Origin of the sequence: Pseudoruegeria aquimaris (assembly GCF_900172235.1) — a bacterium.
GTDB classification, from domain to species: Bacteria; Pseudomonadota; Alphaproteobacteria; order Rhodobacterales; family Rhodobacteraceae; genus Pseudoruegeria; species Pseudoruegeria aquimaris.
This window is the reverse complement of record NZ_FWFQ01000001.1, coordinates 242096-257064: the sequence shown is the minus strand read 5'-3', so window position 1 is coordinate 257064 and position 14969 is coordinate 242096. Positions and strand designations below refer to the sequence as shown.

The following is a 14969-nucleotide window of genomic DNA, read 5'->3' as shown; positions in this document are numbered from 1 at the left end:
CACGGGCCTGAAATGAAACAAGGCTAGCCGATACAACCTTTATCACTCGAGAGGGACGTTTTGCATAACAATAAGGCGAGGATGGGGCCGGGCGAGGCCGATTCCCGCCCGCGCGATTTCGTTTGCGTTCCGGCGCGCCACGTCGGATAGGGCGGAATGTTCAAGAACCGCGCCATCCTGTTCATCCTCGTCACCCTGATGATCGACGCCATCGGCATCGGCATCGTCTTTCCGATCATGCCCGATCTCATGGCGCGCGTGGGGGCGGAGAGCACGGGGCAGGGCGCCTTTCTCGGCGGGCTGCTGATGACGGCCTACGCGGGTGCGCTGTTTCTCTGCGGCCCCGTCGTGGGCAGCCTGTCGGATGCCGTCGGCCGCCGGCCGATCCTGATCGCCGCGCTGGCCATGCTGGCGCTGGACTACGCGATCATGGCGCTGGCCGAGAGCTTCTGGCTGCTGCTGCTGGGGCGCACGCTCGCCGGGCTTGCCGGGGCCACCTACATCACCGCCACCGCCTACATCGCCGACATCTCCTCGCCGCAGGAGAAGGCGGCGAACTTCGGGCTGATCGGGGCGGCCTTCGGCATCGGCTTCGTGCTGGGGCCGGCGCTCGGCGGCCTCGCCGCGGGGATCAGCGTGAGCGCGCCCTTCTGGATCGCCGCCGCGCTTTCGGCGGGCAATGCGCTCTTCGGCCTCTTCGTGCTGCCCGAAAGCCTGCCCGCGCAGAAGCGCCGCCCCTTCGGACGGCGCGATCTGAACCCGTTCAGATCCATCCTCGACGCCTTCCGCCTGCCGGGGCTCGCGGTGCCGCTTCTGTGCATCTTCATCTTCGAGTTCGCCAACATGGTCTACCCGACGCTCTGGGCCTTCTGGACGCGGGAGGTGTTCGACTGGCCGACGCTATACATCGGCCTGTCGCTGGCGGCCTACGGCGTGCTGCTGGCGCTGGTTCAGGGCGGGCTGCTGCCGCTGTTCATCCGCTGGTTCGGGGATTTCCGCACGCTGATGCTGGGGATGGCCTCGGCGCTGATCGGCATGGTGGGCTTCGGCTTCACCGCCGCGCTGGCGCCGCTCATCCTGTTCCTGCTGCTGGCCGCGCTCTCCGACCTGGTGCCCGCGCTGATGACGGCCATGGCCTCGAACCAGGTGGAGGAGGACAGGCAGGGCGTGGTGCAGGGGGTGATCGCCTCGCTGTCGAGCGTGGCGGCGGTTCTTTCGCCGCTGGTCATGACGGGGCTGTTTCAGGGCGCCGTGGACGCCGAAGGGGTGTATCTGCCCGGCGCGCCCTTTCTCTTTTCGGCGGTGCTGGTGGTGCTGATGATGCCGCTGGTGCTGCGGCTGCGGGGCCACGCCACGCGCTAAAGGCGCGGGGGGCCTTAGAGGCTCACGCCCGTGCCCTGAAGCATCCCGTGCTCCAGCGCGTAGCGAGTGAGCCCGGCGGTGGAGCTGATCCTCAGCTTGCGCTTGATGTTCTTTCGGTGGGTTTCCACCGTGCGCACCGAGATGTCGAGCGCGAGGGCGACTTCCTTGTTGGATTTGCCCTGCGCCAGCTGCAGCAGGATCGTCTGCTCCCGGCTGGTGAGCGGCTCGCGCCCGTCGGCGATTTTCGGGGTGAGGGCGGCGTTGGCCCCGGTGCAGAGATACTGCTGGCCGGCCATCACCGTGTCTATGGCCGTCTTGATCTCCTCGGTGGGCACGTCCTTCAGCACGTAGCCGAGCGCGCCGTGGGAGAGCGCGGTGGAGATATACTCGGCGCTGTCATGCATCGACAGGATCAGGATGCGTGTCTCGGGGCGCTTTTCGAGGATGATCTCGGTGGCGGAGAGCCCGTTGACCTGCGGCATGTTCAGATCCAGCAGCATCACGTCGGGCGCGAGCTTGAGCACGCTGTCGATCGCCTCCTGGCCATTGGTGAGCGTGCCAACGATCTCGATGTCGTCGTAGGTTTCGAGAATGGCCTGGATGCCTTCGGTGACCATCGGGTGATCGTCCACGATCACGACACGGGTTTTCGTCATGCGGTTTCTTTCCTGGTCTTGCCTTCGGGGGGCAGCAGGTGGCTGAGCGGCACCTGTGCTTCGATGACGGTGCCGGAGCGCGAGGAGAGCACGCGCAGGGTGCCGTCGAGCTGTTCGATGCGTTCCATCATGTTGCGCAGGCCGAGCCCTTCCACCGGCTGGCCGCGGCCGCGGGTCTGGGGGATGCCGCGGCCGTTGTCCTGGATGCGCATGGTGGCGCCGCGGGTATGGCCGGCCAGCTTGATGGAGACCTGCGTGGCCTCGGCGTGGCGCTCGATGTTGGTCAGCGCCTCCTGGGCGATGCGGTAGAGCGCGATCTTGGCCTCCTGGTCCAGCCGGTTGCGGAACACCACGGTCTCAAGCTCCGTCTGGATGCCGGTGCGCTTGCTGAATTCCTCGGTCAGCGACTGCAGCGCCGGGCCGAGGCCGAGATCGTCCAGCACGCCGGGGCGCAGGTCGCGGCTGATGCGACGGACCTCCTGGATGGCGCCGTTGAGGTGGTCGATGCCCTTGTCGAGGTTCTCCGCCGCGCGGTCGTCGCCGCTGGCGAGCCGGCGGCGCGTCAGCTCCAGCGCATAGCGCACCCCGACGAGGATCTGGCTGATGGAATCATGCAGTTCGCGGGCCACGCGGCCGCGCTCCTCCTCCTGGGTGTCGAAGATGCGCTGGGTAAGCTCCTTGAGCTTTGCGTCGGCCAGGCGGCGTTCGCGTATGTTGATGAAAAGGCCAGAGAAAAACACCACGAGCAGGGCCGAGAGCGTGATCGCGATGATGTAGACGAAGGTGCGCTGGATGCGGGCTTCCACGTCGGCGCGCGCGGCCGCGACGGTTTCGAGCACGTCGTCGATGAAGATGCCCGTGCCCACGGCCCATTTCCAATCCTGCAACCCCACCACGTAGGCCACCATGCGCGCGGTTTCGCGGGTCGAAGGCTTGGGCCAGTCGAAGCTGTGGTAGCCGGCCCCGGTGCGCGCGATGCGGATCAGCTCGTCGGTGATCGGCACCCCGTTCAGATCCTCCAGCCCCGACCAGTTCTTGCCGATCAGGTAGGTCTGGCGCGGCGAGACGAGGTTGTTGCCGTCGTAGTCGAAGACGAAGAAATAGCCGTCCTGGCCGTAGACGAGGGAGGACAGGATCTGCGTCACCTCCAGCTTCGCGGCCTCGTCGTCGGGCAGGGCGCGGCCGTAGATGTTGACGATCGCGGTGCGCGCGATGGACATGTAGTTTTCCAGCTCGGCTTCCTTGGCGGCGATCATCTGCTGTTCCAGCGCGGCGATCTCGCGGTCGGCCAGTTCGCGCGACTGGTTCGCCACCAGCACGGCGATGGCCGCCGCCGCCACGATGAGCGGCAGGGTGGCCAGAAGGAAGAGCTTCTGCCCGTAACTGAGTTTAAAGCGCTCACGCATGGTTGTGCCCGGCGGTGCCAAAACCTGATTCTTCCCCATCCTCCCCGGTGCCCGCAGAGCATGGGCGCTCGCGGCTTCGGCGTCAATTCTCGGAGGTTTCGCCGGATTTTCGGGCGCTTCCGGGCGCGTGACTGCCGAAAAATCCGGCTCTCTGCGTAGGAGTGGGTATTTCCGTAGGGAAAGAGCGGCGCTAGTCTGCGCCACACTGGAAACGATCCGCCCGGGCCTGAACAGCCGGGGCAGTCTATCTTTGGGAGGTTACATATGGATCGTCGTTCTTTCCTGAAAACATCCGCGCTCGGCGGCACCGCTGCGGCGGCCACCACTCTGGCCGCGCCGGCCTACGCGCAAGGCAAGCGGACGCTGACGATGGTCACGTCCTGGGGCCGCGGCCTCGCCGGGGTGTTCGATGCCGCGCAGAAAAGCGCTGACAACATCACCGCCATCACCGATGGCCAGCTGACCGTGGAAGTGAAAGCCGCGGGCGAACTCGTAGGCGCCTTCGAAGTGTTCGACGCCGTGACCGCCGGCCAGGCCGACATGTATCACGCCGCCGACTACTACTTCGTCAACCAGCACCCGGGCTTCGCCTTCTTCACCGGCGTTCCCTTCGGCATGACCGCGACCGAGCTGAACAACTGGTACTACCACGGCAACGGCATGGCCATGCACGACGAGCTGGGCGAAATCTTCGGCCTGAAGTCCTTCCTGGCCGGCAACACCGGCACCCAGGCCGGCGGCTGGTTCCGCAAGGAAATCACCGGCCCCGAAGATTTCAACGGCCTGAAGTTCCGCATGCCGGGCCTGGGCGGCAAGGCCTTGGGCTACATGGGCGCTTCCGTGCAGAACCTGCCGGGTGCCGAAGTGTACCAGGCGCTGGCCTCCGGCGCGATCGACGGCACCGAGTGGATCGGCCCCTGGGCGGACGAGAAAGCCGGCTTCCAGGAGATCACGAAGTTCTACTACACCGCCGGTTTCCACGAGCCGGCCGCCGGCCTCTCGCTGGCCATGAACCGCGAAGTCTTCGACAGCCTGACCCCGGCCCAGCAATCGGCCGTGGAAATCGCTGCCGGTCACGCCAACGTCTGGAACCTCAGCCAGTACCTGATGAACAACGGTGCCGCGCTCGAGCGTCTGAAGGCCGGCGGCGTGAAGGTCCTCGAGTTCCCGGATTCTGTCTGGGATGCGATGGGCGCCGCTTCGCAGCAGGTCTATGACGAGTTCATGGGCGACGAGCTGTTCAAGAAGATCTACGACGACTACACCGCGTCGATGAAGGCTTCTTCCGGCTGGATCACCGACTCGATCTCGGCCTACCGCAAACAGCGTGACCGCGTTCTGGGCTAAGCCCGTCTGACGCGCAACGCCAGCCCCGGCCCGACGCCAAGCGCGCGCGGGCCGGGGCGCTCCGCGCGCCAAGGGCAGGGCGCGCCTTTCTTCGGGACAAGGGGGATAGAGTGATGCTGGACGGCATACTCTGGTTCTTTCAGAACATCTTGATGGCTTTCTACAACCTAGGCTACGCCATCACGCATCCGCAGCTGTGGCTGGATTGGTCCGACAAGACTTCCATGGTGCGGTTCATCTATTACGGCGGCTCGACCGAGTTCTTCTTCGTCGTGTTCACGACCTTCCTCGTGATCACCGCGATCGGCCTGTGGCGCAACAGCTTCATGTGGGGCTGCGTGCGGGTGCTCGAGGGCTTCGCCAACACCGTCGGCCGGTTCTTCGCCTGGGCGGGCCTGCTGATGGTTCTGCAACAGATCGTCATCGTCTTCATGCAGCGGATCTTCACCCGCGCCGACATCTCCTTCGGCTTCGGCGCGCCGCTCACCTACGACGTGAGCTGGTGGGCGGAGGAGCTGAAGCTCTACAACGCCATGATCGTCTGCCTGTGCTGCACCTACACCTTCGTGCAGGGCGGCCACGTGCGCGTGGACCTCGTCTACTCGGCGGTGAAATACCGCACCAAGCGCGTGATCGACATGATCGGCTCCCTGCTGTTCATGATGCCCTTCGCGGTGCTGACCTGGATGTACGGCTGGTTCTTCATGTGGCGCCACCTGATTACGCCGAAGGTCTCGGCCTCCGACAAGCTCGACCTGCTCGAGAAGAAGGCCCGCATCGTGAAGTGGAACGTGGAGACCATCGGCTTCTCGCCCAACGGCTTCAACGCCTATTTCATCTTCAAGGTTCTGCTGGTGATCTTCGCCGGCATGGTCTTCCTGCAAGCCATCGCCTTCTTCTACCGCTCCTACCTCGAATGGAAGGAAGGGCCGGAGAGCGAGGGCAAGTATCTCGACAAGGACGACCTCGGCGATCCCGACGCCGAGCTTGTCGCCGAAATCCACTAACCCAAGGGACTGTATCTGATGCTTTTTGGACTTGATGGCGTCGAGATCGGCCTGATCATCGTGTTCCTCTGCCTCTTCGGCGGGATCCTATCGGGCTTCCCGGTGGCGTTTGCCATCGGTGGGGCCGCGGTGATCTCCTTCACGATCATTGCCGCGCTGGATTCAGCGGGCCTTCTCATCCACCAGGCGATCGACACAGGGTCGGACGCCTACCGCTCGCTCGTCGGAACGGGCATCCACCCAGACAAGATATCGATCTTCCGGTATCCGGATCTGCCCAGAGCGGCGGAGCCCGTGTTCCCGCAGGGCTGGGAAACGGCCGTGGACCGCAACATCTCCTTCATCGTGAACCGGATGAACGAGCGCGTTCTGGCCGGGCAATCCATCGAAACCCTGCTGGCCGTGCTGATGTTCGTGCTGATGGGGATCACGCTGGAGCGCTCCAAGATCGCCAACGACCTGCTGACCACGATGGCGCGCGTCTTCGGCCCGCTGCCGGGCGGCCTGGCCGTTTCGGTCGTGGTGGTGGGCGCCTTCCTCGCCGCCTCCACCGGCATCGTCGGGGCCACCGTGGTGACGATGGGGCTGCTGTCGCTGCCCACCATGCTGCGCAACAACTACAGCCCCGAGCTCGCCACGGGCGTGATCGCGGCTTCGGGCACGCTGGGGCAGATCATTCCGCCCTCCATCGTGATCGTTCTTCTGGGCACCCTTGCGGGGGATCTCTACTCCGCCGCCCAGGAGCAGCGCGCCGCCGAGGCCGGCTGTTCGGACGCGCTCACCTATCTCGGCGAAGCCGCCGTGGTGTCGGTGGGCACGCTCTTCCAGGCCGCGATCCTGCCGGGCGTGATGCTGGCCGTCCTCTACGGGCTCTACGCCTTCGGCTATGCGTTGGTGAAGCCTCACAAGGCGCCGCCGGTGCAGCTGGAAGGCGGTTCGGGCGACATCATCACCCGCAATGACGCGCTGACCTGGTTCGTCGCCGCGCCGGTCGCCCTGATCGGTGGCCTGATCCTCGCGATGAACGTGAACATCGTGGGCAGCCAGACGGTGATCGTGGACAGCTTCTCGGATGCCACCGAAGGCGCCATCCTGCGCACCAACGTGAGCGAGCAATGCCAGGCCTCCATGATCGAACTGCACGGTCAGGAGAAATGGGACATGGCCGTCGAGCAGCAGAAGGCGATCGACGAGGCCGGCGGCGTGCAGCAGAGCCGTGCGCTGACGCCGGAAGAGATCGAACAGCTGCGCGCCGAGAAAGTGGCCGCCGCCGCTCCGATCGGCACCGGCGTGGCCGTGGGCTTCCTGCTGCTGGCGCTGATCCTGACCACCGCCCGCGGCATCGCGCCCTCCGCCGACGGCAAGCCGCTGATGATCGGCCTCGGCGCCGTGGCCGCCGCGCTCGCCGTGGACGTGCTCTTCATCGGTCCGCTCTCCAGCCCGGGCACCACGCTGGTGCTGCTGGCGATCCCGCTTGCGGTTGCCCTCTGGGCCTGCCGCTACGCCGCGGGGCTGCTGGGGCAGAACGATCTGCTGCGCGTGGTCTTCCCGCCGCTGGTTCTGATCGTGGCCGTGCTGGGCTCCATCCTCGGCGGCATCACCAACCCGACTCCGGCCGCCGCGCTGGGGGCCGGCGGTGCGCTGATGCTGGCGGCCTACCGCAAGCTTCAGGATGAAGGGAACTCCGGCAAGATCGTGATCCAGGCCGCCTTTGCCATCGTGATCATGATCCTCGTGGGGGTGAACTTCGATCTGCGGGTCAACCGCGGCGACGTGCCCTTCGAGGACTGGGCCGCCTTCTTCGTGGCGCAGGGTGCCTACCTCTTCGCGATGTTCGGCATCCTCTTCTCCTGCTGGGTGCTGTTCCGCAACGGGGTGCTCAGCCCGGTGGTGCGCGAAACCGCGAAGGTCACGAGCATGGTGTTCACCATCCTGATCGGCAGCCAGCTGCTGAACCTCGTGGTGATCTCCTTCGGGGGCGAACACTACATCCAGGAGTTCCTGAAGAGCTTCGACAGCGAGATGAAGGTCTTCCTCATCGTGATGCTGGTGCTCTTCGTGCTCGGCTTCGTGCTGGACTTCCTGGAGATCATCTACATCGTCATCCCGATCGTCGGCCCCGTGATCTACGGCGGCACGATGGATCCGAAGTGGGTGACGATCATGATCGCGGTGAACCTGCAGACCTCCTTCCTGACGCCACCCTTCGGCTTCGCGCTCTTCTACCTGAGGGGCGTGGCACCGAAGGAGGTCACGACGGGCCACATCTACCGCGGCGTGATCCCCTTCGTGCTGATCCAGGTGGCCGGTCTGGCACTGCTGTGGGCCTTCCCCTCGGTGGTGACGATCCTGCCCAACCTGATCGGGCACTGAGGCAGGCCATCAAGGAAATGAGAAACGCCCCGGAGGGATCCGGGGCGTTTCTTTTTTGTGCGTTGTTGTTCTGTAGCGCTGAGCGTCCGCCCGGGTGGGCGCGTACCTGCCACTGGCGTGGCAGGTGAAGAATTCTCAGCCCGCGTTCTCCACGATCAGCGCGATGCCTTGCCCGCCGCCGATGCACATGGTGGCGGCGCCGTAGCGCCCGCCGGTGCGTTTCAGTTCATAGAGAAGCTTGGTGGCGATGATCGCGCCGGAGGCGCCCACCGGGTGGCCAAGCGCCACGGCCCCGCCGTTGGGGTTCACCTTCGCCGGATCGAGCCCCAGCTGCTGGCTCACCGCGCAGGCCTGCGCCGCGAAGGCTTCGTTGCTTTCCACCACGTCCAGATCATCGGCCGTGATGCCGGCGCGCTTCATGGCGTTTTCCATCGCCGGCACCGGCCCCATGCCCATGATCTTCGGGTCCACGCCGGCATGGCCGTAGGAGACCACCCGCGCCAGCGGCGCCAGGCCGCGGGCCTTGGCCTCGCTCTCGGTCATCAGCACCAGCGATGCGGCGCCGTCGTTGATGCCCGAGGCGTTGCCGGCGGTGACGGTGCCATCCTTCTTGAACACCGGGCGCAGCTTTTCCATGTCGGCGAGGGTGGCGTTGGGGCGGACGTGCTCGTCGGTGTCGAACACCACTTCCTTGCGCCGCTCCGTCACCGTGACGGGCACGATCTGCTCCTTGAAATGCCCCGCCTCGATCGCCGCGGCGGCGCGGCGGTGGCTTTCCAGCGCGAAGGCGTCCTGGGCGGCGCGGTCGATGCCGTATTGCTCCGAGATGTTCTCGGCGGTGATGCCCATGTGGCCGTGGCCGAAGGGATCGTGCAGCGCGGCCGTCATCATGTCGATCGCGCCTGTATCGCCCATCTTCTGGCCCCAGCGCGCCGCCGGCAGCAGGTAGCCCGCGCGGCTCATGCTCTCGGTGCCGCCGGCCAGTGCGATTTTCGCATCGCCCAGCATCAGCACCTGGATGGCCGACACCACGGCCTGAAGCCCCGAGCCGCAGAGCCGGTTGACGGTGAGCGCCGGGCTGCTTTCGGGCACGCCCGCGGCCATGGCCACGGTGCGCGAGATGTACATGTCGCGCGCTTCGGTGTGGATCACGTTGCCGTAGAAGGATTGCTCCACCGCGTCGGCGGTGAGTCCGGCGCGCTCGATGGCGGCCTTCGCGGTGGTCGCACCCAGCTCGGTGGGGCTCAGCGATTTCAGCGAGCCTCCGAAGCTTCCGATGGCGGTGCGGGCCGCGCTGACGATGACGACGGGTTCCATGACGGGTCTCCTCTGGGATCAAGCTCTCGCGGGCGACTATGCGCGCAGGCGGGCGGCGGGCCAAGAGGGGGCGGGGCGTGACCTGACGTAGCGCGGGCCGATCAGGCCGGTTGCAGCAGATCCCAGCGGTTGCCGAAGGGATCGCGCCAGACGGCGACGGTGCCGTAGGGCTCGTGGCGCGGGGCCTCCTCGAAGATCACCCCGGCTGCGAGCATGGCGGCGTGATCGGCTTCGAAATCATCGCTGTGCAGGAAGAGGAACACCCGCCCGCCGGCCTGGTTGCCGACGGCGGCCGTCTGCTCCGGCCCCTCGGCCCTGGCCAGCAGCAGCGCGGTTTCGCCGCCGCCGGGCGGGGCGACAAGAACCCAGCGCCTGCCGCCGCCCTGGTCTTCATCGGCCAGCAGGGTGAAGCCGAGCTTGCCCACGTAGAAGGCGATGGCCGCATCGTAGTCGGGCACCACCAGCGCCAGCGCGCCGATCCTGCGCAGCACGGCTCAGCCCTTCGTGCGCATGGTGTCGGGCAGGGAGATGCGCGCCACCTGTTCGGCGATGGGATCGACCGAAAGCGGATGGGTCTCGCCTTCGTAGTCGGCCGGATCGCCCAGATCCTGCCAGGCGCCGCCGTGGTAGACCTCGAGCGCGTCGAAGCCGGCCTTGTAGCCCATCTTCTGGCTGCCGGGCACCCAGTAGCCGAGGTAGACGTAGGGCAGACCCGCGGCGCGGGCGATCTCCACGTGGTCGAGGATGATGTAGGTGCCGAAGCTGCGGAAGGCCTCGTCGGGCTCGTAGAAGGAATAGACCATCGACACCCCGTCATCGAGCACGTCCGTCAGGCAGACGCCCTTCAAGGTGCCGGCGGCGTCCTGGTATTCCACCACGCGGGAGCGGATCGGGGTTTCCTCGATCATCGCGGCGAACTCGAAGATGTCCATGTCCGCCATGCCGCCGTCGGCGTGGCGGCTGTCGAGGTAGCGGCGAAAGAGGGCGAACTGCTCTTCGGTGGCCCAGGGCGAATTGGCGGAGCGGACCAGATCGGCGTTGCGCTTCATGCAGCGGCGCTGGCTGCGCGAGGGTTTGAAATCCGCCACCCGGATGCGCGCAGAGAGGCAGGCGGTGCAATCGGCGCAGGAAGGCCGGTAGAGCACGTTCTGGGAGCGGCGGAAGCCCTGCTTGGATAGCGCGTCGTTGAGCGTTTCGGCGGTATCGCCCTGGAGCGCGGTGAACAGCTTCCGCTCCATCCGCCCGTCGAGGTAGGGGCAGGGCTGCGGCGCGGTCACGTAGAACTGGGGGGCGAGCGGAAGAGTGTGGCGCATAGATCCGGTGCAATCATAAATCGAGACCGAGCGTAGCAATGGATGCGCAAAAGGAAAAGCCCCCAGAAATGGGGGGCTTGAAAGGGGAGGGCGGCGCCTGCGCCGGGGTCAGAAGCGGGCCGCCCTGTTCACTGCGGCGGTGCCCAGAAGCATGTCGGTCAGGCCCTGGCGGCGGCGGCTGGTGAGCATCAGGATGACCGAGATCACCTGCGGAAACACCATGGACATCGACACGAGGTAGCCGACCGTGTGCAGAAGCGCGGTGGCGGTGTCGAAGGTTTCGCCGCGGTGGTTGCGGAACTCGATCGAGACGAAGCGCATCCCCGGCGTGGCCGAATGGCGCGCGATGGAGACCGTGCGGTAGACGAGGCTGACCCCGAGCGCCAGCGCCGGCAGGAAGAACAGCGCGGTGAAGGCGGTGAAGGGCACGATGATGGCGGTGATCAGCAGGATGAAGACGGCATCGATCAGCCAGGCGAAGAAACGCTTCGCGGCGACATCCTGGTAGAATTCTGCGTGGGTATCGGGGTCGGGAAGGCCCCAGAGCGGCTCGGTCATACTCATCTTTATACTGTCCGGGAAAATGGGGGGAAGGCGGCTTGCGGCCGTGGCCCCCGGTTTCGCGGGGGCCGGCAGTGCCGGTGCAGGGGCGGACGGGCAGGGTTGGGGATGGGCCGCGCCGTCCGGCCGGGGCTTACGCCTCGACGGTCTTGTCTTCGTCGGCCTCGTTCACGTCCTTGGCGCGCTTGGCGCGGTCATCCATGAACTGGTCGAACTCGGCCTTGTCCTTGGCTTCGCGCAGGCGTTGCAGGAAGGCTTCGAAGGCGTCCTGTTCCTCTTCCAGCCGGCGCAGGGTCTCGGCCTTGTAGCTGTCGAAGGCCATGTTGCCGGACGAGCGGAAGGCGTGGCGGGAATTGTAGGTGGCGCGCTTGGATGCGCATTTGCCGGAAAACATGCGTTTGCTCCAGATCATGTAGGCGAGAAGGGCGAGGCCGACGGGCCAGAAGAAGATGAAGCCAAGCACCATTGCGGCGATCCAGGCCCCTTTTCCGCGCTCGTCAAGCCAGGTTTCGGCCTGCGAGGGCCACGTGGCGACGCTACTCATTTCGTTTTCTCCAGGTTGCTGTTTTAATGTGAATGTCTTTCACATCATACCAGATCGGGATTGCCTGCGCCGGGATCAAGGCTTGATGTAAATGTTTTTTACATTGATCTGATTAGTCGTTTAAAAACAGTAAGATGCGGCGAAAAAATCTTTGCGTGCCACGGTGCGCTGCCCGCGTTCTGCGCCGGCGGCGGCGCGATGTGCCGCGTGGCGCAGCCGCCGCAAGCCCGCTTGCGCTCGGCCCCGATTGGGCACAGTCTGCGGCCATGGAATTCCTGCGCCCCATGTCCCGCTGCCCCTTGCCCTTCGATCCAGACCGTGCCGCCGAGGGCCGTGCGCTCTTTGCCGGTCTGCCCGCCGGTGCGCTCGAGCTGATCGGCGGCACGGCGGGCTGCAGCCCCTACCTGCTGGGTCTCATGCAGAAGGAGGCTGCCTGGCTGCCTTCCGCGCTGGAACGCCCCGCGCAGGAGGCCTTCGAGGCCATTCTCACGGACGTGCGTGCCGCGCCCGAGGCCGATCCCGGCCCGGCGCTGCGCCAGGCCAAGCGGCGCGCGGCGCTGCTGACGGCGCTGGCCGATCTGTCCGGGGTCTGGCCGCTGCTGGAGGTGACGGGCGCGCTCACCCGCTTCGCCGATCTGGCGGTGGAGCGGGCGATGCGGGCGGCGCTGGCGAAGGAGATCCGGCGTGGCAAGCTGCCCGGCGCCACGGAGGCGGATCTGGACAGCGGCGCCGGCATGGTGGCGCTGGCCATGGGCAAGATGGGGGCGGGGGAGTTGAACTACTCCTCCGACATCGATCTGATCTGCCTCTTTGACGAAACCCGTTACGGCGAGGCGGATTACCAGGAAGCCCGCGCCGCCTTCATCCGTGCCACGCGCGCCATGGCCAAGCTGCTGAGCGACATCACCGCCGACGGCTACGTCTTCCGCACCGATCTGCGCCTGCGCCCGGACCCCTCGGTGACGCCGGTCTGCCTCTCGATGGAAGCGGCGGAGCGCTACTACGAAAGCCTCGGGCGCACCTGGGAGCGCGCCGCCCACATCAAGGCGCGGCCCTGCGCCGGGGATCTGGAGGCGGGGGCGCGCTACCTGAAGGCCCTGACGCCCTTCGTCTGGCGCAAGCACCTCGATTTCGCGGCCATCGAAGACGCCCACGACATGCGCCTGCGCATCCGTGATCACAAGGGATTCCACGGGCCGATCGTGCTGGAGGGGCACAACATGAAGCTCGGGCGCGGCGGCATCCGCGAGATCGAGTTCTTCACCCAGACGCGCCAGATCATCGCCGGCGGGCGGGATCCGGGGCTGCGCCAGCGCGAGACGCTTCCCGCGCTCGCGGCGCTGGCCGAAAAGGGGTGGGTGCCTGAAGATGTCCGCGCAAAGCTCTCGGATCATTACATTTTCCACCGCGAGGTAGAGCACCGTCTGCAAATGGTGAACGATGCGCAGACCCACGATCTGCCGAAATCTCCCGAAGGGTTCGCGCGGCTCGCGGCCTTCATGGGCCGCACCGATGTAGCAGCCCTTCGCGGAGAAATCACCGAGCGGCTGGAGGAGGTCCACGCCCTGACGGAGGGATTCTTCGCGCCGGGCGCGGCCGAAGGGGCGCCGACGGAGGCGGAAATCGATGCGCATGCGGAGGCGATCGCGGAACGCTGGTGGACCTACCCGGCGCTGCGCACGGAACGGGCCCAACGGATCTTCCGCCGCCTGCGCCCGGAGATCCTGCAACGGCTCGGCCGGGCGGCGAAGCCGGATCAGGCGATCATCCATTTCGACGGGTTTCTCAAGGGCTTGCCGGCCGGTGTTCAACTCTTCTCCATGTTCGAGGCCAACCCCCATTTGATCGACTTGATGGTGGGGATCGCCACGTCGGCGCCGGAACTGGCCGAGCACCTGGGCCGCAATTCGCAGGTTCTGGATGCCGTCATCGCCGGGGATTTCTTCGAAGACTGGCCCGGCTGCGCGGCGCTGGGGGAGGATCTCTCCGCCCGGCTCGCCGCGTTGCCCGACTACGAGGCCCGGCTGGACGGCGCGCGGCGCTGGCAGCGGGAATGGCATTTCCGCATCGGGGTGCATCACCTGCGGGGGCTGATCGACGCCGAGGAGGCGGGGGCGCAATATGCCGAGCTGGCCGAGGCGGTTCTGCGCGCGCTCGCGCCCCACGTGGCGGCGGAGTTCGCCCGCAAGCACGGGGCGATGCCGGGGCGCGGGGCCGTCATCGTCGGGATGGGCTCGCTCGGGGCGGGGCGGCTGCACGCGCGCTCCGATCTCGATCTGATCGTCATCTACGATGCGCAGGGGGCCGAAGGCTCCGAGGGCAGGCGCCCGCTGGCCACGCGGCCCTATTTCGCCCGGCTGACGCAGGCTTTCGTCACCGCTCTGTCGGCGCAGATGGCGGAAGGCCGGCTTTACGAGGTGGACATGCGCCTGCGCCCCTCGGGCCGACAGGGGCCGGTGGCCACGGCGCTGCAATCCTTCCGCAACTACCAGGAGAAGGAAGCCTGGGTGTGGGAGCACCTGGCGCTCACGCGGGCGCGGCCCGTGGCGGGGGAGGCGGCGCTGGCGGAGGACATCGCGGCCTTACGGCGTGATCTGCTGCCGCGCGCCGGGCGCGATCGGGCGCGGGTGGTGCGCGAGGTTCAGGAGATGCGCGTTCGCCTTGCCGAGGCCAAGCCCGCGCAGGGTGCCTTCGATGCGAAATCCGGCCCCGGCCGCCTGCAGGACATCGAGCTGACCGCCCAGACCTGCGCGCTGCTCGCCGGCAGCGCGGCGCACGGGGTCGGCGCGCAGCTGGAGGCAGGCGTGGCGGCCGGCGTGCTGAGCGCGGCGCAGGCGGGCGACCTTCTGGCGGCCTACCGGCTGATGTGGCGTCTGCGGGTGGCCGGGAAGCTGCTGACCGACGGCGCGCTGGCGCCGGAGCGGCTGGGCGAGGGGGGGCTGGCCTTCCTGCTGCGCGAAACCGGCCAGGAAAGCGCCGAGGCGCTGCAGGACTCCCTGACGGCGCATTCCGCACGTGCCAACGCGGTGACGGAAGCTATATTGCGCTCCGAGTCAGACGCCAGCGCACCGTGAGGACGCCGC

Annotated in this window: 12 protein-coding genes; 5 read left to right on the top strand and 7 right to left on the bottom strand. The window is 66.8% G+C overall.

The features are described 5' to 3' along the window. Positions 1-156 precede the first annotated feature (156 nt). On the top strand, positions 157-1362 hold the full coding sequence (locus PSA7680_RS01220; protein ID WP_085866830.1) for an MFS transporter: 1206 nt from the start codon (positions 157-159) through the stop codon (positions 1360-1362). 14 nt (positions 1363-1376) lie between these two features. Here the strand turns inward: PSA7680_RS01220 and PSA7680_RS01215 are convergent, their stop codons facing one another. Together PSA7680_RS01215 and PSA7680_RS01210 are read right to left on the bottom strand one after the other, a co-directional pair. Continuing rightward, positions 1377-2018 (bottom strand): response regulator transcription factor, encoded by a 642-nt coding sequence (locus PSA7680_RS01215; protein WP_085866829.1) that lies wholly within the window; start codon positions 2016-2018, stop codon positions 1377-1379. Then, entirely contained in the window at positions 2015-3424 is a 1410-nt protein-coding gene (locus PSA7680_RS01210) for a cache domain-containing protein (RefSeq protein ID WP_085866828.1), read from the bottom strand. The genes PSA7680_RS01215 and PSA7680_RS01210 overlap by 4 nt, the downstream gene beginning before the upstream one ends. 264 nt (positions 3425-3688) lie before the next feature. Here PSA7680_RS01210 and PSA7680_RS01205 point away from each other — a divergent pair, with 264 nt between their 5' ends. The 3 genes from PSA7680_RS01205 (at position 3689) to PSA7680_RS01195 (ending at position 8151) form a co-directional block, all read left to right on the top strand. After that, the gene (locus tag PSA7680_RS01205; RefSeq protein WP_085866827.1) at positions 3689-4771 is read left to right on the top strand and encodes a TRAP transporter substrate-binding protein; all 1083 of its coding nucleotides are present in this window, start codon (positions 3689-3691) and stop codon (positions 4769-4771) included. Between the two features lie 113 nt (positions 4772-4884). Then, on the top strand, positions 4885-5778 hold the full coding sequence (locus PSA7680_RS01200; RefSeq protein WP_085866826.1) for a TRAP transporter small permease subunit: 894 nt from the start codon (positions 4885-4887) through the stop codon (positions 5776-5778). A gap of 18 nt (positions 5779-5796) precedes the next feature. Continuing rightward, positions 5797-8151, top strand: coding sequence for a TRAP transporter large permease (locus PSA7680_RS01195; protein WP_085866825.1), 2355 nt, complete (start codon positions 5797-5799; stop codon positions 8149-8151). 135 nt (positions 8152-8286) lie between these two features. On the opposite strand, the gene PSA7680_RS01190 is transcribed toward PSA7680_RS01195, so the two are convergent. From PSA7680_RS01190 to PSA7680_RS01170, 5 genes are all read right to left on the bottom strand, one after another. Next, positions 8287-9468: an acetyl-CoA C-acyltransferase family protein gene (locus tag PSA7680_RS01190; protein ID WP_085866824.1), complete on the bottom strand. Its 1182-nt coding sequence runs from the start codon at positions 9466-9468 to the stop codon at positions 8287-8289. A 101-nt stretch (positions 9469-9569) separates the two neighbouring features. Next, complete coding sequence (locus tag PSA7680_RS01185) at positions 9570-9956, bottom strand: VOC family protein (protein WP_139838521.1); 387 nt, start codon at positions 9954-9956, stop codon at positions 9570-9572. A gap of 6 nt (positions 9957-9962) precedes the next feature. Beyond that, on the bottom strand, positions 9963-10781 hold the full coding sequence (locus PSA7680_RS01180; protein WP_085866822.1) for an arginyltransferase: 819 nt from the start codon (positions 10779-10781) through the stop codon (positions 9963-9965). A gap of 108 nt (positions 10782-10889) precedes the next feature. Continuing rightward, positions 10890-11339: an RDD family protein gene (locus PSA7680_RS01175; protein WP_085866821.1), complete on the bottom strand. Its 450-nt coding sequence runs from the start codon at positions 11337-11339 to the stop codon at positions 10890-10892. A gap of 136 nt (positions 11340-11475) precedes the next feature. Then, a complete protein-coding gene (locus PSA7680_RS01170; RefSeq protein ID WP_085866820.1) occupies positions 11476-11886 on the bottom strand; it encodes a DUF2852 domain-containing protein in 411 nt (136 codons plus the stop codon). 266 nt (positions 11887-12152) lie between these two features. On the opposite strand from PSA7680_RS01170, the gene glnE reads away from it, so the two are divergent. Continuing rightward, positions 12153-14960, top strand: coding sequence for a bifunctional [glutamate--ammonia ligase]-adenylyl-L-tyrosine phosphorylase/[glutamate--ammonia-ligase] adenylyltransferase (gene glnE / locus PSA7680_RS01165; protein WP_085866819.1), 2808 nt, complete (start codon positions 12153-12155; stop codon positions 14958-14960). The last annotated feature ends 9 nt before the right edge of the window (positions 14961-14969 follow it).